Genomic DNA, 22,537 nt, shown 5'->3' on the forward strand with positions numbered 1-22,537 from the left:
CCGTCCTCGCCGATTCTGAGTCGATGACGGTTGCGGGGGGTGCGGAGTCCGGCACGGATCCGGTCGACGCCGCACGGCGTGCGCTCGCCTCCGTGGGTACGTTCCTGATGCCGGCGGCAGACCTGTGGCGATCCCTCGGTGCCGACGCCGATGCGTGGGTCCGGTTCTCCGCGCATTGGGAGGAGCTCGAGCCCGACCCGTACGCGGCAGAACAGGGTGTGCACCGGCTGCGGCGCTACGGCCGATTCCGGTACCGGACGGCCGACGGCGCGCTGGAGCCCGCGGCGCACCGGGACTTCGTCCAGCCGGACGGCTCCAACGTCCTCTACCTCGCCCGGGACCGCCGTTTCGAACCGCTGAGGGCCGCGTTCCTCGAAGATCCGCTGTTCGAGCGCACGGTGAAGCTCGTGGGCCGGATCGCGCCGGTCCTCGACGAAGCTCCCGAATGGACGGTGTGGGTGCATCCGTTCCGTGTGGTCGCCTCGGCAGACAACGAGGGCCGGCCCACACCCGAGGGCGTGCACCGCGACGGTGTCACGCTGGTCGGTTCCCTGTTGATCGGCGTCGACAACGCCGCCGGGGGCGAAAGCTCGGTGTTCGGCCCGGACGGCGAGCGACTCGTGACGACGACCCTGCGCGAACCCGGCACCTTCCTCCTGGGCGACGACCGTTGCACCTGGCACGGTGTTTCGCCGATCCGGCCCGTCGACCCCGGAAAGCCGGCGCGGAGGGACGTGCTGGTGGTCACCTTCGCTCCGTCGGCCCCGTGCGGCGGGACATGAGCACGAAGGCCGCCACCGCCACGGCGACGGGCAGGACGCTGACCGTCAGCATGGTGAGGCGCACCGCGTCGGCCAGGTCCGCGCCGAGATCGAGACCGCCCGCCTGCCGGAGCAGGTTCGGGTCGTACCCGGCGCCACCGAGGCTCTGCGCCACCGCGCTACGCGCGGCATCCACGGCCTGCTCGCCCTGGGTCGCCGTCAGCCCGCGTGCCTCGGTGTCGGCCAGCCATTCTCGCTGGAAGAACACGTTGAGAAGCAGCAGGTACACGGTGGGCCCGAACGCATAGCCGGTCATCCCGAAGGCCAGCTGCACGGAAGCCACCGTTCCGGACTGCCCGCTCGGCGCCTGCGAGAGCACCGTCTCGGACACGGAGGTGGAGGTCACCATCGAGCCCAGGTTGTACAGCCACACGGCCGAGACGAGCAACCACAGCGCCATTGCCGGATCGATCGTGCCCGCCATCAGCAGTCCGCCGGCTGCCATGAACAGGAGGCCGACGACCATCACCGGTCTCGGCGAGAACCTCCCCACCAGGCTCCCGGACCAGACCACGAAACCGGCGATCAGCAGCGTGCCGGGGAGGAACAGCAGGCCGACGGTCTCCGGCGACAGCGCGAGCACCACACTGCCGAACTGCCCCAGGACGATGCCGAGCCCGGCCATGAGGAAATTCAGCGTGAAGGTCGCCGCCAGGGCCACGCTGAAGGCCCGGCTTCCGAACAGCGCCAGGTCCAGTGCCGGTACGGGGGTGCGACGTTCGTGGCGAACGAACAGCACGGCGGCGACCACGCTGACAGCCAACGGGAGCCATGTCTGGGGCCGGAGGATGCCGTTCTGCGCGGCTGCCAGCCCGATGACGAGTGCCAGGAGCGCCGTACCGACCAGGACGACGCCGGCCACGTCCAGCCGAGCGCGATGCTGAACGGGCGTCTCCGGGACGAACCTCGCCGTCAGCAGAAGCGAGATCACGGCCAGCAGCGGTGCGACCAGGAACACCACTTGCCAGCCGGCGGCCGCCACCGCCCAGCCCGTCAACGCAGGGAGTACCCCACAGAGAATCATCTCGACGGCCACGAAGACGCCGATGGCCGTCGGCCGCTGCTTGTCCGTCACGGACGTCTTGAGCAGTGCCAGCGGCACTCCGAGCAGCGCCGTCATTCCCAATCCGGCCACGACCCGCATCGCAAGCAGGAAGGCGTAGTGGGGCGAGAGCATGGAGAGCAGATCGGCGACGGTGACGACGACCAGTCCCGACATCAGCAGGCGTCGAAGCCCGAACGCGTCGCCGAGGTTGCCCGCGGCGAGGACGGCTGCGGCCATCACCAGTGTCGCCGTGCCGCCGAGCAATCCGACGAGCTGCGGTGGCACATCGAGGGCACGGCTCACCTGGGGCATGTTCAGGCTCAGCACCAGCGGGTCGACGACCGTGATCGTGAAGGCGAGGGACAGGGCCAGGATGATCGGCAGGGTCCTCGCGGGGGTCTGCAACCGAGACGTAGGCACCGCCCACCTCCCTGCTCCCAGGTCCGACGTGATCGACTCTAACCCCCGGATTCCGCGTCCCGTCGGAGGTTGGAGGGCCGAATCGACTGCCGGACACCGGCTGCAACGGCGGTTCGGCTGGATGCGAGAGACCGCCCCGGCCGTCGTCGGGGAGGATCCACCCGAGACCCGGCCACCGACGCCCCGCCCGCGGTCGGGGGTGCTACGCCCGGGACGCCGTGTCCGAGAGCAGCCCGGACACGGCGTGCACGATCGACGGTGCCGGATCGGTCCTCGACTTGCCGAGGTCGTGGGCCGCGCCCGTCACCGGGAGCAGCACGACGGGCGCTGGGATCAGCGGCACCGCGTCGCGCATCTCGTCCAGGGTGCCGAACGGGTCGCGGTCACCGTGGGCGAACACCGCCGGCACGGCGAGCGCGGGCAGGTGCTCGGTGCGCGCTTTCTCGGGCTTGCCCGGCGGATGCAGCGGATAGGACAGCAGGACGAGCGCGTCCGCGACGCCGGGCCGTTCGGCCGCGAGCATCGACGTCTGCCGGCCGCCGTACGAGACGCCGCCGAGCACGAGTCGGCCGACTGTGCGGGCCCGCATCGCCTCGGCCGCCGCCGCGATCCCGGCCCGGTCCTCCGCGGCCCGCGACGGCTGCGGCGGCCCCTTCGGGCGTCGGCGCCGGAACGGCAGGTCGAAGCGCAACGCGAGGAACCCCGCGTCGGCGAACGCGCCGCACAGCTGCCGCAGGATCGCCGCGTCGCAGTTGCCGCCCGCCCCGTGGGTCAGGGCCACCGCACCGCGCGGAGCGCCGTCGGGGTGATGCAGCACGCCGTGCACCGAATCGTCGTCGAGGGCCTCGGTCGTCACCGGCCCACGGTAGCCGGACGCGGACGCAGCACCGTGCGCCACAGGTGCACGAGCATCGCGGCGAACACCGCCGCCCACACCGTCACGGCCACCCACAGTTCCGTCCGGCCGACGACACCGACCCACGGCAGCTCGTCGGCCTCGGCGAGGTAGATCCCGGCGACGCCGTACATCCCGAGCGGGAACACGATCGACCACAGGCCCGGTTCGTAGCGCAGCCGGATGCGGTGGGTGCGGTGCCGCCACCATCCGGCGGCGACGAGGGCGGGCAGCAGCCACGTCGCGAACGCCCAGAACACCACGACCAGCCCGGCGACGAGTCCGCGGGTGGCGTCGACCATCGGGGCCGACTCCATGGCCACGATGCGGGAACCGGCCACCACGGTGATCGCCGCGGCCCCCATCGACACCCAGTACGACGGCGTGAGGTCCACCGGCCGCAGCGGATACTGCATCATCCGTGCCGCGACGAACACGCCCGCCGCGGCGTAGAGGAACAGGCCCACCGACCACGCGAACACCGCCACCAGCGACAGCGGCCGGCGCAGGTCGTCGTAGACCGGCTCGAGGGTCGCCGCGGCGAGTGCGACCGACTGGGCTGCGACCACCCACACGAACCAGCTGCCGTTGGCCTTGGCGATCACCGGGCGCCGGCGGGTGCCGAGCACCGCCGTCCACGGGATGACGTAGCCGAGCACGAGCCACGTCGCGGCCGCGGCGGCGAGCAGGACCGCGGCCGTCGAGTGCCACCCGTCCATGGTCAGGCGGATCCCCAGCACGTTGCTGCCCGCGACGAACGTGAAGAATCCGAATGCGCGGCTCGCGTCGGTGAGGTCGGTGCGGACCTCGTCGCGGAACCGCACGAGCCGCCACCCGGTCAGCGCGAGCAGGACGACGTAGGCGACGGCAGAGACCAGCAGCAACGCGGCCGACACCGTCGTCAGGCCGTGCAGATGCATGCCGATCGACACGATGCCGGTCGCCATCACGAGCGCGAAGTAGCCGGGGTCGAGCGTGCGGGCGCACCCGCGGAGACCGTCGAGAACCGTCACAGCCGCACGCTACCGCCGGGGTGCCCGTCCGGATCGGCGCGGGTCCGCACGGCACCGCTCACTTGACCAGCCGCGACAGCCGCCGGTCCGCGAGGATCCTGCCGCCGGTCTGGCACGTGGGGCAGTATTGGAAGGAGCGCTCGGCGTAGGCGACCTCGCGGACGGTGTCGCCGCACTCCGGGCAGGGCAGCCCGGTGCGGGCGTGGACCCGCATCCCCGACCGCTTCTCGCCTTTGAGCCGCGCGGCGTCCTGCCCCACGGAACGGGTGACGGCGTCGAGCAGCACCGTGCGCATCGCGTCGTACAGCGCCTGTCGTTGCTCGTCGCCGAGCCGGCCCGCCGGCGCGAACGGCGACAGCCGGGCGACGTGCAGGATCTCGTCGGAGTAGGCGTTGCCGATCCCGGCGAGCACCTGCTGGTCGGTGAGGGCGGTCTTCAGGCGGGCGGTGCTGCCGGCCAGTCGCGCGGCCAGCTCGTCGGCGGCGACGGCCAGGGCGTCGGGACCGAGCCGGGCGATGCCGGGCACCTGCTGCGGGCGGTCGACGATCCACACTGCCAGACGTTTGCGGGTGCCGGCCTCGGTGAGGTCGAAGGCGGGGGTGGCGGCCTCGGGGGTGAACAGATGTACCCGCAGCGCGAGCGGGCCGCGGCCCAGCTTCGGCGGGGCCGGCGACGGGTTGTCCTGCCAGCGCAGCCACCCGGCGCGTGACAGGTGCACGACGAGCCACAGCCCGGCGCAGTCGACCGCGAGGAACTTCCCGAAGCGGGACACGCCGGTGACGTCGCGGCCCTGCAGCGCGGTGACCGGCGGGTCGGCGGTCTGCAGGACGCTGAGCGCCGCCACGTCGATCCGGCCGACGACGGCACCGACGGCGTGCTCGCGCAGGAACACCGCCAGGGCTTCCACCTCGGGCAGCTCGGGCATGGTGCCAGGCTATCGCGCTCGTGCGTGCTTCGGGCTGCCCCGACGACCACAACCACGCACGGGCGATAGCCTGTCGGGGTGACTGCCGTGCCCACCCCGTACGAAGACCTCCTCCGCTTGGTGCTCGAGACCGGCACGCCGAAGGCGGACCGGACGGGCACCGGTACGCGCAGCCTGTTCGGGCACCAGATGCGTTTCGACCTCGCGCAGGGCTTTCCGCTGATCACCACCAAGAAGGTGCACCTGAAGTCGATCGTGTACGAGCTGCTGTGGTTCCTGCGCGGCGACTCGAACGTCAAGTGGCTGCAGGAGCACGGCGTGACCATCTGGGACGAGTGGGCCGACGCCGACGGCGAGCTCGGTCCCGTCTACGGGGTGCAGTGGCGGTCCTGGCCGGCCCCCGACGGCGGGCACATCGACCAGATCACCAAGGCGATCGACACCATCCGCACCGACCCCGACTCGCGGCGCATCGTGGTCTCCGCGTGGAACGTCGGCGAGATCGACAAGATGGCGCTCGCGCCGTGCCACGCGTTCTTCCAGTTCCACGTCGCCGGCGGCAGGCTCAGCTGCCAGCTGTACCAGCGCAGCGCCGACCTGTTCCTCGGCGTGCCGTTCAACATCGCCAGCTATGCGCTGCTCACCCACATGGTCGCTCAGCAGACCGATCTCGAGCCGGGCGAGTTCGTGTGGACGGGCGGGGACTGCCACATCTACGACAACCACGTCGAGCAGGTCACCGAGCAGCTCGCCCGGGAGCCCTATCCGTACCCCACCCTGGAGCTGAACCGGCGCGGGTCGATCTTCGAGTACGAGTACGAGGACGTGCAGGTCACCGGCTACCGGCACCACCCGCCCATCAAGGCCCCGGTCGCGGTATGACGGCGGCGGGGGACGTCGTCCTGATCTGGGCGCAGGACCGCGCCGGGGGCATCGGCCGCGACGGTGCGATCCCGTGGCACATCCCCGAGGACATGGCGCACTTCCGGGCCGCGACGCGGGGAAAGCCGGTGATCATGGGCCGGTTGACGTGGGAGTCGCTGCCGCCGCGCTTCCGGCCGCTGCCGGGCCGGCGCAACATCGTCGTCACCCGCGACCCGGCCTGGTCGGACGCGGGCGCCGAGGTGGCCCACGGGGTGCCGCAGGCCCTGGCGCTCGCCGGGGACGGCGACGTCTGCGTCATAGGTGGCGGACAGATCTACGCGCAGGCCGTACCGCACGCGACGCAGCTGCTCGTCACGGAGGTGGACCTGGACACCGGAGCGGATGCCTTCGCCCCGCCGATCGGTTCCGAGTGGACGGCCGTGGACGTCGGTGAGCGGCAGGAATCCGGCGACGGAATCGGGTTCCGTTTCGTCCGGTACACGCGAACCTGACCGGTGGCGCGTCCGGTGGGCCATACTGCGAGGGCGTACCCCGACCAGGAAGGGCAGCCATGGACAAGCTATCCCTCACGGCTCTGGCGCGACAGCAACTGAAGCTGGCGGCGGCATCGAGCAGCGGCCGCAGCTCGCAGACCATCTTCGGCGGGCACGCCAGGCATCTGCGGCAGACGATGGTCGCGCTGCTCGCCGGACACGAACTCGCCGAGCACGACGGCCCCGGCGAGGGGTCCCTGCAGGTGCTCAGCGGGCGCCTGTCCCTGATCGCCGGGGACGATTCCTGGAAGGGTTCGACCGGCGACTATCTGGTGCTGCCCACCGTCCGGCACAGCGTCACCGCGCTCGAGGACGTCGTGTTCCTGCTGACCGTGGTCAAGTGAGCGCTCACCGCTGCGGCAGCGCCACTCCGCGGTAGCCGCGGTACCCGGCCCAGGCGAGTCGCCGCTCCCGCCACGGGTCGTACTCCACGTGCGTCGGGTCGTCGAAGACGACGGTGGCGCGGTCGTGTTCGTCGTAGCGCGGCCACGACGGCAGCGGCTCTCCCACGTGCGCGAAGTGCAGCCATTGGCGCTGCACCGCGTCGCTCACCGTGCGCAGCGCACGCCGGCCCCCGGCGGCGGTGACCACCCGTCCCAGGGCGGTGTCGGCCTGGCCGAACACGGAGAGCAGTTCGAAGGCGTGGGTGGCGTGGAAGCCGGTCCAGCGCAGCAGCGGCGGCGCGTAGTCGAACCGGTAGCTGTAGGTGGGGGCGTGGCGGGAGTGGGCCTGGGCGATCTCGATCGAGGGATGCCAGAACGTGAGGTCGCCGCCGAGGTCGACGGCCGCCCGGGCGTCCGGATACCCGGGATAGGCCGCGACGACGCGTTCCTGGGCCGTGGGATCGGTGAGCCCGAACATCTGCTCGATGCGGAGTTGATTGGTCGGCAGCGCGTCGAGGACCCGCGGGAACAGCGTCCCCTCCCGGGCGTTGGTGCCGATGACGAGCGGAACCCGATGTGCGGCACCGGTTTCGTAGGCCTCGACGGGGGTGGTGGGGAGGTAGTCGCCGTCGACGACGGGACCGAACGCGTGCAGGCCGGGAGTCTCGTGCAGGATGCGCCCGCTGAGCCGCCGGGCGGCACGGCCGAAGTCGACCGGAGTGGCGGACCCGAGTGCCTCGACCGCGGAATCCCGGTCTGCGCCGAGCAGTTCGACGAAACGTCGCGCCCACTCGGCCGCATGCTCGGCGTCGACGACGAGGTTGGGTGCCGAACTCTGGGCGACGGCGCGGGCGAACAGTCCTTCGGCCGCCGGGGTGGCGAGCAGCGTGGTCACGGCATTGCCGCCGGCGGACTCGCCGAAGATCGTGATGTTGTCGGGGTCGCCGCCGAAGGCGGCGATGTTGCGGCGCACCCACGCCAGCGCGGCAACCTGGTCGCGTAGTCCGAGATTGGAGTCGAACGGTCTTTCGGCCGTGGAGAATTCGGTGAAGTCGAGATAGCCGAGGCTGCCGAGCCGGTAGTTGATCGACACGTAGATCAGGTCACCGCGGCGTACCAGCGATTCCCCGCCGTAGAGCGGCAGCGCCGTAGTGCCCAGCGTGTAGGCGCCGCCGTGGATGAACACCATCACCGGTCGGGGTGCCGCGGCGGGGGCCGCGGGTGCCAGCACGTTGAGCGTCAGGCAGTCCTCGCTCGCGGGCTGCTGTTTCCGGAAGCCGATGGTCAGGCCCCGTGGGTGCTGGCTCGCCGCGGCACCGAAGTGCGTGGCGTCGCGCTCGCCGGTCCACGGCTGCACCGGTTGCGGGGCGCGCAGTCGCAGCGGGCCGACCGGAGGAGCTGCGTAGGGGACTCCGCGCCAGGCGAGCAGGTCGCCGATGCGGGTGCCCCGCAGGGCACCGTCGGAAACTGTGACAAGGGTCTCGTCCGCCATGTTCGAACTGTACGTGACGGCCGGTCATAGGTGCCGCGTTACCAGTGCCGGCCGTGCAGGCCGTGGGCGGCGAGCTCGGCGTCGGTGTGGGCGCGCAGGGCGGCCCGGGTGGGGAAGCACTCGTCGTCGAGTGCGACGAGAGCCAAGGTGTAGCGGTCCCCCTGACGGCACAGGTATGCGGCGAGCCGGGTGGACGTCGCGGCCCGGGCGGTCGCGAGTCCCGGGTGGACGGCGCGGGTCGCGACGCCCGTGGTGCGGTGCGGCCCGAAGCCGTCGAGCACCGCGGGCAACGGTCCGATGTTGGAGCACAGCAGGTCCCGCTCACCGGCCCCGGCGGCGAGGCGCGCGGCGAGCCGGTCGGGCAGCAGTTGCAGCGCCTCGTCCGGCAGGCCGTGCGGTGCCCCCTCCCGGCCGCGGGTGTACGCCGCCCGGGCGTGGTGGCGGATCGACGCCGGGGTGTCGGAGGCGTCGACCACCACCTCGGTCATCGTCACCCCGTTGCCGGCGCCGGGGAGCCCGGGCGCGGCGGTGCGGCCGTCGACGGGCACCGCGATCCGCACCGGCCAGTCGAGCCCGGCGCGGTGCGCGACGCCCGTGGCGAGGGCGAGGAAGAGCGAGTTGGGGGTGCCGCCGGCCGTGTCGGCGGCGGTGTCCCAGGCGAGCGCGTCCACGTCGAGCAGTGCCGTCCGCGCCGGTGAGCGGATCGGACGGGGACGCGGGGGCTTGCCGGTCGTGGGGGACCAGCGGGCCCGGCGCAGGCCGCGGGCGACGCGACGGACCAGGCGTGCGGCGTCGCGGAGGTCGGAGACGCGCTCCGGGTCGGACGGACGGATCCGCTCGGCCAGCGCGTCGGCGACGGCGTCGATCAGACCGCGCGCGTCGGCGAGCACGTGCGAGCACACCAGCGAGACGACCGTTCCGCCGCCCTCGACGCGGGTGGCGGTCAGCGCCCAGCCCGGTCCGAGTTCGGGGTCGACGTCCACTTCCGCCTGCTGGTCCGCCCAGGTGAGGACGTCGGTGGTGGGGATCGGCTCGGGTGGGTAGCGCAGCGGGTAGCTGCGCAGGCCCGGCTCGAGCCGGGGGCGGGCGCCCGGGACGTGCGGGCGAACCACGCGGCGGCCGAGGGGGCCGCGGCCGAGTGCGTCGTGCAGCGAGATCAGCAGGGGGGCGCCCACGGTGTCGCCGGTGCGCCACAGTCCCTGCAGTGCGACGGGCAGGCCGAGGCCGCGATGTCTGTACAGGAAGATCTCGTCCACCACGCTGAGCCGGTTCACGGTCCCGACGGTAGCCGCCGTCCTTGACCCAAGCTGTGAATCGAGGTTCAATTCTTTCGTGGCCTACCGCCGGACCCCCGCCGTGCAGCAGCGGCTCGACGCGCAACGCGCGGCGATCGCCGACGCCGCCGTGAGCCTGCTGTCCGAGCGCGGCTACCAGGGACTGTCCATCGCGGCGGTCGCCGAGCGCGCCGGCGTCGCCACCGGCAGCGTCTACCGGCACTACGCCGACAAGTCCGAACTGATGGTGCGCATCTTCCGCAGCCTGTGCGGCCGGGAGGTCGACGCCGTCGTCGCGGCCGCCGACGCGGCCCGGCCGGACGGTGCGGCCGCACAGGTGGCCGCCGTCGTCGAGACCTTCGCCCGCCGCGCCCTGCGCAACCCCACCCTCGCATATGCCCTGCTCGCCGAACCCGTCGACGCGGCCGTCGACGCCGAACGCCTGGTGCTGCGCCGCGCCTTCGCGGCGGCGTTCGAGGACGCCGTGCGCCGCGGTGTCGACTCGGGCGATCTCACCTCTCGCAACCCGGCGCTGTCCGCCGCCGCCCTCGTCGGGGCGGTCGGCGAGGTTCTCACCGGCCCGCTGCAGTCCGGCGTGGCCGCCACCGACACCGTCCCCGAACTCGTCGCATTCGCCCTACGCGCACTAGGAGCCCGGCCATGACCGAATCACCCACGTTTCCCGCCACCCACGAGGTGTTCAACCAGGTGCCTGACCTCGTGCCGTACCAGGCGGCCGACGACGCGGCACTGCTCGAGGGCCTGCGCCGCGAAGGAGCCGCCTGGGCCGAGGACGAAGTCCGGGAGATCGGCGCGCTCGCCGGAGGGACGCGTGCGCAGGAATGGGGCAGGCTCGTCGACGAGTACCCGCCCGTGCTGCACACCCACGATCGCTACGGGCACCGCGTCGACGAGGTGGAGTTCCATCCGCACTGGCACGACCTCATGACGGTGGCCGTCGAGCACGGCATGCACGCGGCACCGTGGCGCGACCCCCGGGCCGGGGCGCACGTCGCCCGGGCCGCCAAGTTCTACGTGTGGGGCCAGGCCGAAGCGGGACACATGTGCCCGATCTCCATGACGTACGCGGTGATACCGGCGCTGCGGCACAATCCCGAACTCGCCGCGACGTACGAGCCGCTGCTCACCGCCCCGCACTACGACTTCGGGCTCCGGGAACCGTCCACCAAGCGCGGCCTGATCGCCGGCATGTCCATGACCGAGAAGCAGGGCGGATCGGACGTGCGGGCCAACACGACGACCGCGACCCCTCAGGCGGACGGCAGTTACCGCATCGTCGGACACAAGTGGTTCACCTCCGCACCGATGTCGGACATGTTCCTCACGCTGGCGCAGACCACCAGCGGCCTCTCGTGCTTCCTGCTGCCGCGGGTGCTTCCCGACGGCAGCCGCAACCGCATCCGCATCCAGCGGCTCAAGGACAAGCTCGGGAACAAGTCGAACGCGTCCTCCGAGATCGAGTACGAGGGCGCAACCGGCTGGCTCGTCGGCGCGGAGGGCCGCGGCGTCAACACCATCATCGAGATGGTGAACATGACGCGCCTGGACTGCGTGATCGGCTCGGCGACCGGAATGCGCGCGGCGACGCTGCGCGCCGTCCACCACGCCCGCCACCGGAAGGCGTTCGGCGCCCTGCTCGTCGACCAGCCGCTCATGCGGAACGTGCTCGCCGACCTGATCGTCGAGTCGGAAGCCGCGACGACCATGATGATGCGGCTGGCCGGTGCGACGGACCGCGCATCGACGGATCCGCAGGAGGCGGCGCTGCGCCGCATCGCCCTCGCGGTCACCAAGTACTGGGTGTGCAAGCGCGCCCCCGCCCACGCCGCGGAGGCCCTCGAATGCCTCGGCGGCAACGGCTACGCCGAGGAATCCGGGATGCCGCGGCTGTACCGCGAGGCACCGCTCATGTCGATCTGGGAAGGCTCGGGCAACGTCGCCGCCCTCGACGCGCTACGGGCGATGGTCAAGCAGCCCGAGACCGTGGACGCGTTCTTCGCCGAGGTACGCCTGGCCGAGGGCGCCGACTCCCGGCTCGACGACGCCGTGGCGCGCGTCGGCAAGGAACTCGCCGATCTCGAGAACGTCGAGTACCGGGCCCGCCGGATCGTGGAACTGATGGCGCTGGTCCTGCAGGGTGCACAGCTCGTGCGGCACGGGCATCCGGCCGTCGCGGACGCCTTCTGCGCCACCCGGCTGGGCGACGACTGGGGCATCGCCCTGGGGACCATGCCCACCGGCCTGGACACCGCGGCGATCCTCGCGCGCGTCTGATCGGCGGCGATCCTTTCGCGACCCGGACCTGCGACGATCCACAGGGCATACTGGAGGTAACGACAACGATCGTCGAGCGAGCCCGGAGCCCCTCATGATCAGAAGCAGCGAATGGCGGGAATGGGGGGTCCCGGTGACGGTGGCCGTCACGGAGTACGCCGCCCTGGCGGAGGCCGAAACGCGGGTGCGCGCCGCGATCGCGGAATCCGAGGCGGCGTGCAACCCGCAGCGCGGCGACGCGGAGATCCACGAGGTCAACCTCGCCCAGGGCATTCCCGTCCAGGTCAGCCCGCGGCTGTCGGCGTTGCTGCGCTCGGCGCTCTGGGTCGCCCGGATGACCGACGGGACGGTGAGTCCCTTGGCGGCCGACGACGCAGGGATCGACGAGGACGCCACCCCGCCCATCCATCCGCTCCCCGACTACAGCGACATCCACCTCGACGGCGAGACCGTGCTGGCCCCGTTCGGCGTCAACCTCGACATCACCGAGACCGCCCGGGCCGACACCGCGGATCGGGCCGCCGCGACCGTGGCACGCAGCCTCGAATGCGGTGTCCTGGTGCGGATGGGCGACGTGACGGCCACCGCCGGTCACAGTCCCGCCGGCGGGTGGCAGGTGTCCGTCCCCGGCGCCGGGACCGTCGAACTCCCGGCCGGAAGCGCCATAGCGACGCGCGTGCGCGACGACTCCGACGCAGAGCAGGACGGCGGAAACGACGTCTCCGGACGGTGGGTGCAGGTCACCGTCATCGCCGAGGACGCGTTGTGGGCCGACGCCGCGGCCGCGGCAGCTCTGCGCCGCGGAGCGCCCGCGGTGCGGTGGCTCGAGCAGTACGACCTGGCCGCCCGCCTCGTCGACGGCGACCGGGTCCACACGACCCGCCGCTGGTCCCGCCCGCACGCCGCCTGAGCGGCAGAGCTTGCGCCCGAACCGGCGGGCTTGCCCCCGTTTCCGCAGTCGGAAACCGGTGCAAGCCCGCCACAACGGGTGTCTGCTCTAGTTCTTACGCCACCGCCGGATGGTGCGGACGAGGGTGTCGGTGGAGGTGTCGCCGGTGTCGGGGTCCGCCGCGCCGGTCAGGGCGGGTGTCAGTTGCAGGGCCTGGGTCTTGCCGAGTTCGACGCCCCACTGGTCGAACGAGTCGATACCCCAGATCACCCCCTGGACGAACACCTGATGCTCGTACAGGGCGATCAACTGGCCCAGCGTCGCCGGCGTCAGCGCCGGGGCGAGCAGGGTGGTCGAGGGCCGGTTGCCGGGCATCACCTTGTGCGCCACCAGCGCCGGGTCGGTGCCGTCGGCGGCGACCTCGGCCGCGGTCTTGCCGAACGCGAGCACCTTGGCCTGGGCGAGCATGTTCGCCAGCAGCACCTGGTGCATGCTGCCGGTGCCGTCGATGGTGGGCAGATCCTCGAGCGCGGTGGCGAACCCGACGAAGTCGGCCGGGATCAGCCGGGTGCCCTGGTGCAGCAGCTGGAAGAACGCGTGCTGACCGTTCGTGCCCGGCTCACCCCAGAAGATCTCCCCGGTGTCGTGGTCGACGGGGCTGCCGTCGAGCCGCACCGACTTGCCGTTCGACTCCATGGTCAGCTGCTGCAGATACGCCGGCAGCCGCGCCAGGTCCTGGCTGTAGGGCAGCACCGCCCGCGTCTGCGCCCCCAGCACCGACGCGTACCACACCCCCAGCAGCCCGAGCAGCACCGGCGCGTTCGCCTCGAGCGGCGCGGTGGCGAAATGCTCGTCGACGGTGTGCATCCCGGCCAGGAATTCGGCGAACCGCACCGGGCCGATCGCGCACATCACCGACAGGCCGATCGCCGAACCCACCGAGTACCGCCCACCCACCCAGTCCCAGAACCCGAACATGTTCGCCGGGTCGATACCGAACTCGGCGACCTTGGCGGCATTGGTGGACACCGCCACGAAGTGCGCCGCGACGGCGTCCTCACCGAGGGCGGCGACCAGCCAGCGCCGCGCGGCGGTGGCGTTGGTGAGGGTTTCGATGGTGGTGAACGTCTTCGACGCCACCACGAACAGCGTCCGGGCCGGATCCAGGTCGGACAGCTGCGCGGTCAGATCCGCCGGATCGATGTTGGCGACGAACCGGGCGTCCGGGCCGTCGGCGTAGTGCCGCAACGCCCGCGCCACCATCGCCGGGCCCAGGTCCGAGCCGCCGATGCCGATGTTGACCACCGTGGTGATCGTCTCCCCGGTGGCGCCGCGCCAGGTGCCGGAGCGGACCTGCTCGGCGAAGCCGGCCATCGCGTCGAGCACGGTGTGCACGTCGGGGACCACGTCGGCGCCGTCCACGGGCAGCGTCGCCGACCGCGGCAGCCGCAGGGCGGTGTGCAGCACCGCCCGGTCCTCGGTGCTGTTGATGCGCTCCCCGGCGAGCATCGCGTCGCGGCGGGATTCGACCCCGGCAGCCCGGGCCAGATCCAGCAGCAACCCGACCGTGGTGTCGGTGATCCGATGCTTGCTGTAGTCGATGTACCACTCGCCCGCGGTCACCGACAGCCGCTGCGCCCGACCCGGATCCGCCGCGAACAACCCTCGCAGATCCACCGCCTCGAGCTCCGAACGGTGCTGGGACAGCTGCTGCCACGGTGCGGTTCGAGTCACGTCGCTCATGAATTCAGAGCCTAGTGCGGGCCCGTAGTTACCGGCGGGTTCGGAACCCGCCCGGGTCCCGGAGCGCATGATGTGGGACATGGACACCGAAGAACTGATCCGGACCGTACCGACAGAACTGTTCCTCGGCGGGGAATGGGTGGCCGCCGAGAACGGCGCCACCTTCACCGTCCACGATCCCGCCACCGGCGACATCCTCACCGACGTCGCCGACGCGAGCCCCGCCGACGCCGTCCGCGCCCTCGACGCCGCGGTGGCCGCCCAGCACGAGTGGGCGGCGACCGCGCCGCGCGAGCGGGGTGAACTGCTGCGTTCGGTGTTCGCGAGGATCACCGAACGGGCCGAGGACTTCGCGCTCCTGATGACTCTCGAAATGGGCAAGGCCCTGCCGGAGAGCCGGGCCGAGGCCAAGTACGGGGCCGAGTTCTTCCGCTGGTTCGCCGAGGAGGCGGTGCGGATCTCGGGGCGCTACACGCACGCACCCGCCGGCAACGGACGGATCCTGGTGACCAAGCAAGCGGTGGGACCGTGCCTGGCGATCACGCCGTGGAACTTCCCGCTCGCGATGGGCACCCGCAAGATCGGTCCCGCCCTCGCCGCGGGCTGCACGATCCTGATGAAGCCCGCGTCGGAGACCCCCCTGACGATGCTGCTGCTCGCCCAGCTGTTCGCCGAGGCCGGGCTTCCGAAGGGGGTGCTGTCGGTGCTGCCGACCTCGCGTGCCGGCGCGGTCACCGGCCCGCTGATCGACGATCCCCGCCTGCGCAAGCTGACCTTCACCGGTTCCACCGAGGTGGGCCGGACCCTGTCCGAACGGGCCGGGAAGGCGATGCTGCGCACGTCGATGGAACTGGGTGGCAACGCGCCGTTCCTGGTGTTCGACGACGCCGACCTCGACGCCGCGGTGGAGGGAGCACTGGCCGCCAAGCTGCGCAACGGGGGCGAGGCGTGCACGGCCGCGAACCGCTTCCACGTCGCCAACCCGGTGCGGGAGGAGTTCGTGAAGAAGCTCACCGAGCGCATGGCGCAGTACCGGCTCGGGCCGGGTACCGACCCCGGCACCACGCTCGGTCCGCTGATCAACGCGGGCCAGCGGGAGACCGTCGGCACGCTGGTGCAGGACGCGGTCGCGGCCGGTGCGAGCGTGCGGCTCGGCGGGGACGTCCCCGACGGTCGGGGGTGGTTCTACCCCGCGACCGTGCTCGACGGAGTGACGGCCGACGCCCGGATCCTGCGCGAGGAGGTGTTCGGTCCCGTCGCCGCTGTGACCGGATTCGACACCGAGCAGGAGGCGATCGACGCGGCCAACGCCACCGAATACGGACTGGCCGCGTACATCTACACGCAGAACCTGGACCGGGCGCTGCGGGTGTCCGAGGCCCTCGAATCCGGCATGGTGGGCGTCAACCGGGGCGTGATCTCCGACGTCGCGGCGCCCTTCGGCGGCGTCAAGGCCTCCGGGCTGGGCCGCGAGGGCGGCAGCGAAGGCATCGAGGAGTACCTCGAGACGAAGTACATCGCGCTGCAGTGACCTGCGCGACGGCTACGCCCCCGACCGTCGCGTGCTCGGGGGCGTACCGGGGCCGGGGTGCCTCGGTGACCCCGGCCGCAGCCTCGGTGGGTCCAGGCGGCCGCGGCCTCGGTGGGTCCAGGCGGCCGCGGCCTCAGTGACCCAGGCGGCCGCGGCCTCAGTGACCCAGGCGGCCGCGGCCTCGGTGGGTCCAGGCGGCCGCGGCCTCAGTGACCCAGGCGGCCGCGGCCTCAGTGACCCAGGCGGCCGCGGCCGAGTCGCAGCAGCAGCATGGCCAGCGTGTGACCCTCCTGGCCCAGCTCGCTGAAGCGCTCGAGGACCTTCATCTCCCGGCTGTGGACCAGGCGGGTGCCGCCGGATGCCATCCGGGTCTGGCCGATGATGCGCGAGACCTCGGTGCGGCGCTTGACCGCCGCCAGGATCTCGGCGTCGAGCCGATCGATCTCCTTGCGGAGCTCGTCGATCTCCGCCTCGGTGGTGGGCAGGGCAGCATCGGATGCGCTGGCTCCGGAACCGGTGGCCTCGGTGTTGGTGCTCATGTCGTCTCCTCGCGTCAGCTCTGGGATCGCTTCGGATTCTGCGGGCGTTACCGGTCCGGCCGTCGGCTCGGGCTTCGGTGGCGCGGCAGCCGAAGCCTCGGGGTGCGGTCAGGCCTCGGTCATCGGCTCTCACACCGATGGCAGTGTCGCCGGTAGCGGCGACGTGGAGCACATGACATGACGTTCAGTTTGCCACCCGTCCCCGAACCGGCCAAGTAAGGCATACCTGTCGAATCGCCCCCGCCCGGCCGGCACGGCTGTCGGCGATCGCCGGTAGTTTGGTACCACGATGAACACTCCCGTTGCCTCCGGCCGTCCCGTCCCCGCCCCGAACCCGGGGGTGCGAGCGACGACCTCCGACGCTCTGCTCGAGGGCCTCAACCCACAGCAGCGGGAGGCGGTGACCCACACGGGTTCTCCGCTGCTCATCGTCGCGGGCGCCGGCTCGGGGAAGACGGCGGTGCTGACGCGGCGCATCGCGTACCTGCTGGGGGAGCGGAGGGTGACGCCGGGCCAGATCCTGGCCATCACGTTCACCAACAAGGCGGCCGCCGAGATGCGCGAGCGCGTCGCCCACCTGGTCGGCCCGCGGGCGAACAGCATGTGGGTGTCGACGTTCCACTCGAGCTGCGTGCGGATCCTGCGCGCGCAGTCGGCGCTGCTGTCGGGGATGAACTCGAACTTCACCATCTACGACGCCGACGACTCCCGGCGGCTGCTCACCATGATCGCCAAGGATCTCGACCTCGACGTCAAGCGGTACTCCGCGCGGCTGCTGGCTACGCACATCTCCAATCTCAAGAACGAGCTGATCGGTCCCGAGGAGGCCGCGGCCGCCGCGGATCGCGAGGCGGCGGACCTGCCGCGGATCGTCGCGACGGTCTACGCCCACTACCAGCAGCGGCTGCGCGCGGCCAACGCCTTCGACTTCGACGACCTGATCGGGGAGACGGTGGCGCTGTTGCAGGCGCATCCGCCGGTGGCGGAGTACTACCGCCGACGGTTCCGCCACGTTCTCGTCGACGAGTACCAGGACACCAACCACGCGCAGTACGTGCTCGTGCGCACGCTCGTCGGCGGGGCGGACGACACCGTGTCGGACGACGCGGTCGCGCCGGCGGAACTGTGTGTCGTCGGCGACGCCGACCAGTCCATCTACGCGTTCCGCGGCGCGACGATCCGCAACATCGAGGAGTTCGAACGCGACTATCCCGAGGCTCGCACGATCCTGCTCGAGCAGAACTACCGTTCCACCCAGACCATCCTCTCCGCGGCGAACGCGGTGATCGCCCGCAACACCGGGCGTCGGGAGAAACGGCTGTGGACTGACTCCGGTGCGGGGGAGCCGATCACCGGGTACGTCGCCGACAACGAGCACGACGAGGCGCAGTTCGTCGCCGCGGAGATCGACCGGCTCGTCGACGCCGGGGACGCGAAATTCGCCGATATCGCCGTCTTCTACCGCACCAACAACTCCTCGCGCGCCCTCGAGGACGTGTTCATCCGGCACGGCGTGCCCTACCGGGTGGTCGGCGGCGTGCGCTTCTACGAGCGCAAGGAGGTGCGGGACCTCGTCGCGTACCTGCGGGTGCTCGCCAACCCGGACGACACGGTCAGCCTGCGCCGGATCCTCAACACCCCCCGTCGCGGCATCGGCGACCGCGCCGAGGCCTGCGTGGCGGTGCACGCCGAACGCACGGGCGTCGGGTTCGGCCGGGCCCTGCGCGACGCCGCCGAGGGAACCGTGCCGCTGCTGAATTCCCGCTCGCAGAAGGCCGTCGCCGCGTTCGTCGACCTCATGGACGAACTACGGGCGATGCTCACCGAGACCGACGCCGACGGCAACGACCTCGTCGACATCGGCGACATCGTCGAAGCGGTGCTCGATCGCACCGGATATCGCGCCGAGCTCGAGGCCAGCGACGACCCGCAGGACGGCACGAGGCTCGACAACCTCAACGAGTTGGTCAGCGTCGCAAGAGAATTCTGTTCGGACGCGCGCAACGCCGCGGGTCTCGAGGACGAACGCGAGGTGCCGGAGGGGGAGCCCGAGCCCGGTTCCCTGGCGGCGTTCCTCGAGCGGGTGTCGCTGGTGGCCGACGCCGATCAGATCCCCGAGGAGGGCGACGGGGTCGTCACCCTGATGACGCTGCACACCGCCAAGGGGCTCGAATTCCCGGTGGTGTTCGTCACCGGGTGGGAGGACGGGCAGTTCCCGCACATGCGCGCTCTCGGCGACCCTGCCGAACTCTCGGAGGAACGGCGCCTGGCCTATGTCGGCCTCACCCGTGCGCGGCACCGCCTGTATCTGAGCCGCGCGGTGCTGCGCTCGGCCTGGGGGCAGCCCGTGACCAATCCGGAATCGCGTTTCCTCCAGGAGATCCCGCAGGAACTCGTGGAATGGCGCCGGGAGGATCCGGGGGTCGCCGGTGGGCACGCCATCGGTGCCGGGCGGGGCCGGAGCGGTTACGGCGGAATCGGTTCCGGCTTCGGGGGCGGGACTTCCCGGTTCGGCGGCGACCGGCCGTCGACGCCGAGTTCCGGGCGTTCGCGCAACAACCATCTCGTGCTCGCCGTCGGCGATCGGGTCAGCCACGACAAGTACGGCCTCGGCACGGTCCTCGAAACCCGCGGCTCCGGGCCGACCGCGACGGTGGTCGTCGACTTCGGCAGCGCCGGGAAGGTGCGGTTGATGCTCGTCGGCGGCGTGCCGATGGTCAAACTCTGAGCCGGACGCGATACGGGCCCCGCACCAGCCGGTGCGGGGCCCGTATCGCGAATGCGGTCGGCGGTCAGTCGTTCCGGATGCCGAGGGAGATGCCGCGAGTCGCGAGCCAGGGCAGCGGATCGATCTTGTCGATGCCGTTGAGGTGGACCTCGAAGTGCAGGTGCGGGCCGGTGGACTGGCCACGGTTGCCCATGGTGGCGATCTGGTCACCCGCCATGACCTGCTGACCGACGGTCACGAAGGACTGGTCGATGTGACCGTAGACGGTGACGGTGCCGTCGGCGTGGCGCAGACGCACCCACATGCCGAACCCGGACGCCGGACCGGAGTCGATGACGGTGCCGTCGGCGACCGCGAGGATCGGGGTTCCGATGGGACCGGCGATGTCCACACCGGCGTGCAGGGTTCCCCAGCGGGCGCCGTAGCTGGAGGTGAAGACGCCCGCGGCCGGCAGGACGAACAGGGGGCGACGGGCGGCGGCCTCGCGGGCGGCGCGCTCCTCGCTGAAGCGCTGGCCCTTGGCGAGCAGATTGGAGAACTGGGACAGGTCGTTCGGGTCCGCGATGTTGAGGACCTGAGGGGCCTGGGAGGGAGTCGCGCTCTCGGACTCGGTCTCCGCGGCGAACTGGGCGGCCTGCGGCACCGCGGTGGCGGTGATGACGTTCGAGCCGGTGGTGTCGGCGGCGAGGGCGACCTCGGAATGCTCGGAGTTCTGAGCGGGGCCGCTGGTGGCGGCCTGACCCGCGGCGACGACGGCGCCGGCGGCGACCGCGAGGACCGCGGCACGGCCCTTGAGGGCGGCGGGCGGAGTGGGAACGCGGTGGGCGCCGCCGCGACGAGGCGGGGCGGCCGGATCACCGTCGGACACTGCGGGGGCGGTGAGCGGGCGGGCCGGCTCGTCGCCGTAGAATTCGTACTGCTCGGTGGTGCTGGTGTTACGGAAATTCACAATGCTCGAGACGTCCGGATCGTCCGCAGGGCCCTCGTCGAAGTAGTGCTCGTGCGGCTGCCAGTGGCCCGGGTAGAGGCGGTCGGTCGCCCCTGCGAAGTCGATATCGTCGAACTCGCTGTCGGGACGGCTGTCGGCGCGGGGAGTGCAAGTGTGCATCGACTGCCGTCCTCCGTTCGTGACCTGACCGTTACTCGGACCGAAGCGACGGTAACGAAACGATCGCAAGCGTGGCAACCTAAACGGGCAGGAAATCGGACCTTGTGACCGGCATCACAGTTTGAGCTGGGCAAATCTGGAAACATTTCCCTGGTTACGGGGCGATACCGAAGACTTACGGTGTGTCACGCCGGGATGTACCGGAAGGCCGTCGTAGCGTCGGATCGTGCCGAGCCGCCCGCCCGTACTTCTCGCTGCGCTCGTCCTGGCCGCGCTCGGAGCCACCGCGGTGGCGGTCGCGCCGCTCCTGCCCGTGGTCCGTGCCGACACGGGACCGGTCGGCGCCGCCTCGGGCGCCGCGTCCCTCGTCGCTGCCGTCGTCGCGCTCGCGGTTCCCGCCGGTGCGGTGAGTCTTGCCCGCCGGCGCGGCCCCCTCCCCGCCGTCCGGGCCGCCGCGCTTCTCGCTGGAGCGGGGTTCGTCGCACTCGGCGCGGCCCTGCTCGACGTCGCGCTGTTCACCGACGCCCTCGACGCGGACCGCCTCGAGCTGTTCCGGCCCGTCACCGCCGCGGGACTCGCGGCAGGTCCCGGCGCGGGCGTCGTCCTCGCCGGTCATCTCGCCTCGGTCCTCGCCGGGGCCCTCGGAGCCGTCGCGGTCCGGCAACTGGAAGCCGAGCCCGACGCCCACCTCCCCGGCGAGGACCGGCCCGCGGTTGCCCGCACCGGGGCTCCGGCGGCGGCCGGTGTGGCGGGAGCTGCACTTGCCGCGGCCGGTGCGCTGCTCGCCCCGCCCTTCGTGTCGAACGACCCGGTCCTGCTCGGTTCCGGCGTCCTCGACGCCACGCCGGCTGCGGCGATCGGCGCCCTGGTGGCGGCGGTCGCGGTGCTGCTGGCGGCGACGTGGGCGCTGGTGACCTCGTCGTCGGCCGCCGCAGCCGGGGCGTTGGCCGGTGCGGGGCTCGGTGCGCTGGGCATCCTGGGGCCCCGGCTGGCGGCGGGACTGAGCGGTGCGCGGCTGACGCCGTCGTCCGCGGCCGCCGTCGGCGTGCTCGCTGCCGTCCTGCTCGTCGCGGCCGCGGCCGCGCTGCCCCGGCTCGTCGCACGGTCCGATCACGCCGCCGGGCCGGTGCCCAGGGTGCTGCCGTCCGCTCCCGCGGCGCGGCATCGGCAGGCGGGTGTCGCGGGGCTCGTCACCGGCGCCGTCGCGACAGTGGGTTCGCTGCTGCCGGCGCTGTCGGTGCCCGCCGGTGCGGCGCCCGAACTGCCTGCCGCCCGCATGCTGTTCGCCGCGGGTCTGCTCGTGCTGGCACTGAGCGTGTGGCTGCTGCTCTCCGAGTTCGCTGCTCCGCTGCGACCCGCCGTCGTGGTGCCGGCCGCCGGGGTGGTCACCGCCGCCGGGGCGGTGCTGCAGTCCTGGGTGCTCGCCGCGGGCCTGCCCGGTGTCGGCGCCGGGCCGGGCACCTGGCTGGCCGGGGCCGCCATCCTGGGGGCGGCGGTGACGGGCGTGTTCGTCGTCCTCGCGGGAGGTGCGGAACGCGACGGCATCGACACCTCCGTCGAACGGATCGCCGGGCCCGTCGCGCGCACGGTGGGCGCGGCGGCGGCGCTCACTGCCGGTGCCGGGGTGCTGCTGCCGTTGCAGCCCGGCGCCGGCTCGGTGCTGAGCTACCCCTGGGGGTACGACGTGTGGGGGCGGGCGGTGCTCGCCGTCGCGGTGGTCGCCGCGGTGCTGGTCGCAGCGCGTGCGCGGCCGGCCCGCGGCAGTGTGCTGTTGCTCGGTGCGGCGGCCTCGGTGGCCCTGTACGCGGCCTCGTGGGTGCTCGTACGGACCCCGGAGCAGGAGCCGGTGAACGGAGTCCTCACGCTGCCTGCAATCCTGGGGGTGGTGCTCCTCCTGGCTGCGGCGTGGCTCACAATCCGGGAGGAAAATCCGTGAGGTACCCCTCGGGGCCCCACTCCGGTGACATGCGACACATACCAGGAGTGCGGGCGTTTGGTGGGACTTCCGACTAGTTACA

19 protein-coding genes are annotated in these 22,537 nt (G+C 72.0%); 10 read left to right on the forward strand and 9 right to left on the reverse strand.

The annotated features are described in order from the left end of the window. Window positions 1-23 precede the first annotated feature (23 nt). Window positions 24-782 (forward strand): 2OG-Fe dioxygenase family protein, encoded by a 759-nt coding sequence (locus tag RR3_RS07065; RefSeq protein WP_010593058.1) that lies wholly within the window; start codon window positions 24-26, stop codon window positions 780-782. On the opposite strand, the gene RR3_RS07070 is transcribed toward RR3_RS07065, so the two are convergent. From RR3_RS07070 to RR3_RS07085, 4 genes are all read right to left on the reverse strand, one after another. Continuing rightward, on the reverse strand, window positions 745-2,271 hold the full coding sequence (locus tag RR3_RS07070; RefSeq protein WP_048774071.1) for an MFS transporter: 1,527 nt from the start codon (window positions 2,269-2,271) through the stop codon (window positions 745-747). The two genes, RR3_RS07065 and RR3_RS07070, sit on opposite strands and share 38 nt — an antisense overlap. Before the next feature lie 217 nt (window positions 2,272-2,488). Beyond that, window positions 2,489-3,184, reverse strand: a complete 696-nt coding sequence (locus RR3_RS07075) for an alpha/beta hydrolase family protein (protein ID WP_017679419.1) — start codon at window positions 3,182-3,184, stop codon at window positions 2,489-2,491. Next, window positions 3,139-4,194, reverse strand: a complete 1,056-nt coding sequence (locus tag RR3_RS07080) for a tellurite resistance/C4-dicarboxylate transporter family protein (protein WP_010593055.1) — start codon at window positions 4,192-4,194, stop codon at window positions 3,139-3,141. The genes RR3_RS07075 and RR3_RS07080 overlap by 46 nt, the downstream gene beginning before the upstream one ends. A 58-nt stretch (window positions 4,195-4,252) precedes the next feature. Further along, window positions 4,253-5,119 carry an Fpg/Nei family DNA glycosylase gene (locus RR3_RS07085; protein ID WP_064065674.1) on the reverse strand — a complete coding sequence of 289 codons (867 nt, stop codon included), beginning with the start codon at window positions 5,117-5,119 and terminating at the stop codon, window positions 4,253-4,255. An 87-nt stretch (window positions 5,120-5,206) separates the two neighbouring features. On the opposite strand from RR3_RS07085, the gene RR3_RS07090 reads away from it, so the two are divergent. Genes RR3_RS07090 through RR3_RS07100 form a run of 3 tightly spaced genes read left to right on the forward strand, consistent with a single transcriptional unit; the run spans window position 5,207 to window position 6,881 of the window. After that, window positions 5,207-6,001, forward strand: a complete 795-nt coding sequence (locus RR3_RS07090; RefSeq protein WP_010593053.1) for a thymidylate synthase — start codon at window positions 5,207-5,209, stop codon at window positions 5,999-6,001. Next, window positions 5,998-6,495 carry a dihydrofolate reductase gene (locus tag RR3_RS07095; RefSeq protein ID WP_017679422.1) on the forward strand — a complete coding sequence of 166 codons (498 nt, stop codon included), beginning with the start codon at window positions 5,998-6,000 and terminating at the stop codon, window positions 6,493-6,495. The genes RR3_RS07090 and RR3_RS07095 overlap by 4 nt, the downstream gene beginning before the upstream one ends. Window positions 6,496-6,554: 59 nt before the next feature. Beyond that, complete coding sequence (locus tag RR3_RS07100; protein ID WP_010593051.1) at window positions 6,555-6,881, forward strand: cupin domain-containing protein; 327 nt, start codon at window positions 6,555-6,557, stop codon at window positions 6,879-6,881. Between the two features lie 4 nt (window positions 6,882-6,885). On the opposite strand, the gene RR3_RS07105 is transcribed toward RR3_RS07100, so the two are convergent. Further along, window positions 6,886-8,412 carry a carboxylesterase/lipase family protein gene (locus tag RR3_RS07105; protein WP_010593050.1) on the reverse strand — a complete coding sequence of 509 codons (1,527 nt, stop codon included), beginning with the start codon at window positions 8,410-8,412 and terminating at the stop codon, window positions 6,886-6,888. A gap of 38 nt (window positions 8,413-8,450) precedes the next feature. Continuing rightward, a complete protein-coding gene (locus RR3_RS07110) occupies window positions 8,451-9,686 on the reverse strand; it encodes a hypothetical protein (RefSeq protein WP_017679423.1) in 1,236 nt (411 codons plus the stop codon). Between the two features lie 58 nt (window positions 9,687-9,744). Here RR3_RS07110 and RR3_RS07115 point away from each other — a divergent pair, with 58 nt between their 5' ends. The 3 genes from RR3_RS07115 to RR3_RS07125 all read left to right on the forward strand — a co-directional run bounded on the left by RR3_RS07115 (window position 9,745) and on the right by RR3_RS07125 (window position 12,891). Further along, complete coding sequence (locus RR3_RS07115) at window positions 9,745-10,350, forward strand: TetR/AcrR family transcriptional regulator (RefSeq protein ID WP_061064816.1); 606 nt, start codon at window positions 9,745-9,747, stop codon at window positions 10,348-10,350. Then, window positions 10,347-11,981 carry an acyl-CoA dehydrogenase family protein gene (locus RR3_RS07120; protein WP_048774062.1) on the forward strand — a complete coding sequence of 545 codons (1,635 nt, stop codon included), beginning with the start codon at window positions 10,347-10,349 and terminating at the stop codon, window positions 11,979-11,981. The genes RR3_RS07115 and RR3_RS07120 overlap by 4 nt, the downstream gene beginning before the upstream one ends. A gap of 94 nt (window positions 11,982-12,075) precedes the next feature. Then, window positions 12,076-12,891 (forward strand): FAD:protein FMN transferase, encoded by an 816-nt coding sequence (locus RR3_RS07125; protein WP_064065673.1) that lies wholly within the window; start codon window positions 12,076-12,078, stop codon window positions 12,889-12,891. 87 nt (window positions 12,892-12,978) lie between these two features. Here the strand turns inward: RR3_RS07125 and pgi are convergent, their stop codons facing one another. Next, window positions 12,979-14,613, reverse strand: coding sequence for a glucose-6-phosphate isomerase (pgi, locus tag RR3_RS07130; protein WP_064065672.1), 1,635 nt, complete (start codon window positions 14,611-14,613; stop codon window positions 12,979-12,981). A 79-nt stretch (window positions 14,614-14,692) separates the two neighbouring features. Here pgi and RR3_RS07135 point away from each other — a divergent pair, with 79 nt between their 5' ends. Further along, complete coding sequence (locus RR3_RS07135; protein WP_026137462.1) at window positions 14,693-16,144, forward strand: NAD-dependent succinate-semialdehyde dehydrogenase; 1,452 nt, start codon at window positions 14,693-14,695, stop codon at window positions 16,142-16,144. Between the two features lie 230 nt (window positions 16,145-16,374). Here the strand turns inward: RR3_RS07135 and RR3_RS07140 are convergent, their stop codons facing one another. Further along, complete coding sequence (locus RR3_RS07140) at window positions 16,375-16,683, reverse strand: chorismate mutase (RefSeq protein WP_003937752.1); 309 nt, start codon at window positions 16,681-16,683, stop codon at window positions 16,375-16,377. Between the two features lie 289 nt (window positions 16,684-16,972). On the opposite strand from RR3_RS07140, the gene pcrA reads away from it, so the two are divergent. Further along, window positions 16,973-19,411: a DNA helicase PcrA gene (gene pcrA / locus RR3_RS07145; RefSeq protein WP_082900265.1), complete on the forward strand. Its 2,439-nt coding sequence runs from the start codon at window positions 16,973-16,975 to the stop codon at window positions 19,409-19,411. A 64-nt stretch (window positions 19,412-19,475) separates the two neighbouring features. On the opposite strand, the gene RR3_RS07150 is transcribed toward pcrA, so the two are convergent. Continuing rightward, window positions 19,476-20,519 carry a M23 family metallopeptidase gene (locus tag RR3_RS07150; protein ID WP_010593041.1) on the reverse strand — a complete coding sequence of 348 codons (1,044 nt, stop codon included), beginning with the start codon at window positions 20,517-20,519 and terminating at the stop codon, window positions 19,476-19,478. 226 nt (window positions 20,520-20,745) lie between these two features. Between RR3_RS07150 and RR3_RS07155 the strand changes: the two genes are divergently transcribed. After that, window positions 20,746-22,455 (forward strand): hypothetical protein, encoded by a 1,710-nt coding sequence (locus RR3_RS07155; RefSeq protein WP_010593040.1) that lies wholly within the window; start codon window positions 20,746-20,748, stop codon window positions 22,453-22,455. Window positions 22,456-22,537 lie beyond the last annotated feature (82 nt).

This window comes from Rhodococcus ruber NBRC 15591 (assembly GCF_001894945.1).
GTDB lineage: Bacteria > Actinomycetota > Actinomycetes > Mycobacteriales > Mycobacteriaceae > Rhodococcus > Rhodococcus ruber.

Bases quoted from the DNA above. Each gene is read 5' to 3' on its own strand.
- RR3_RS07065 (WP_010593058.1), top strand. From the start codon at position 24: ATGACGGTTGCGGGGGGTGCGGAGTCCGGCACGGATCCGGTCGACGCC.
- RR3_RS07150 (WP_010593041.1), bottom strand. From the start codon at position 20,519: ATGCACACTTGCACTCCCCGCGCCGACAGCCGTCCCGACAGCGAGTTC.
- RR3_RS07095 (WP_017679422.1), top strand. From the start codon at position 5,998: ATGACGGCGGCGGGGGACGTCGTCCTGATCTGGGCGCAGGACCGCGCC.
- RR3_RS07105 (WP_010593050.1), bottom strand. From the start codon at position 8,412: ATGGCGGACGAGACCCTTGTCACAGTTTCCGACGGTGCCCTGCGGGGC.
- pcrA (WP_082900265.1), top strand. From the start codon at position 16,973: ATGAACACTCCCGTTGCCTCCGGCCGTCCCGTCCCCGCCCCGAACCCG.
- pgi (WP_064065672.1), bottom strand. From the start codon at position 14,613: ATGAGCGACGTGACTCGAACCGCACCGTGGCAGCAGCTGTCCCAGCAC.
- RR3_RS07120 (WP_048774062.1), top strand. From the start codon at position 10,347: ATGACCGAATCACCCACGTTTCCCGCCACCCACGAGGTGTTCAACCAG.
- RR3_RS07100 (WP_010593051.1), top strand. From the start codon at position 6,555: ATGGACAAGCTATCCCTCACGGCTCTGGCGCGACAGCAACTGAAGCTG.
- RR3_RS07125 (WP_064065673.1), top strand. From the start codon at position 12,076: ATGATCAGAAGCAGCGAATGGCGGGAATGGGGGGTCCCGGTGACGGTG.
- RR3_RS07135 (WP_026137462.1), top strand. From the start codon at position 14,693: ATGGACACCGAAGAACTGATCCGGACCGTACCGACAGAACTGTTCCTC.
- RR3_RS07085 (WP_064065674.1), bottom strand. From the start codon at position 5,119: ATGCCCGAGCTGCCCGAGGTGGAAGCCCTGGCGGTGTTCCTGCGCGAG.
- RR3_RS07140 (WP_003937752.1), bottom strand. From the start codon at position 16,683: ATGAGCACCAACACCGAGGCCACCGGTTCCGGAGCCAGCGCATCCGAT.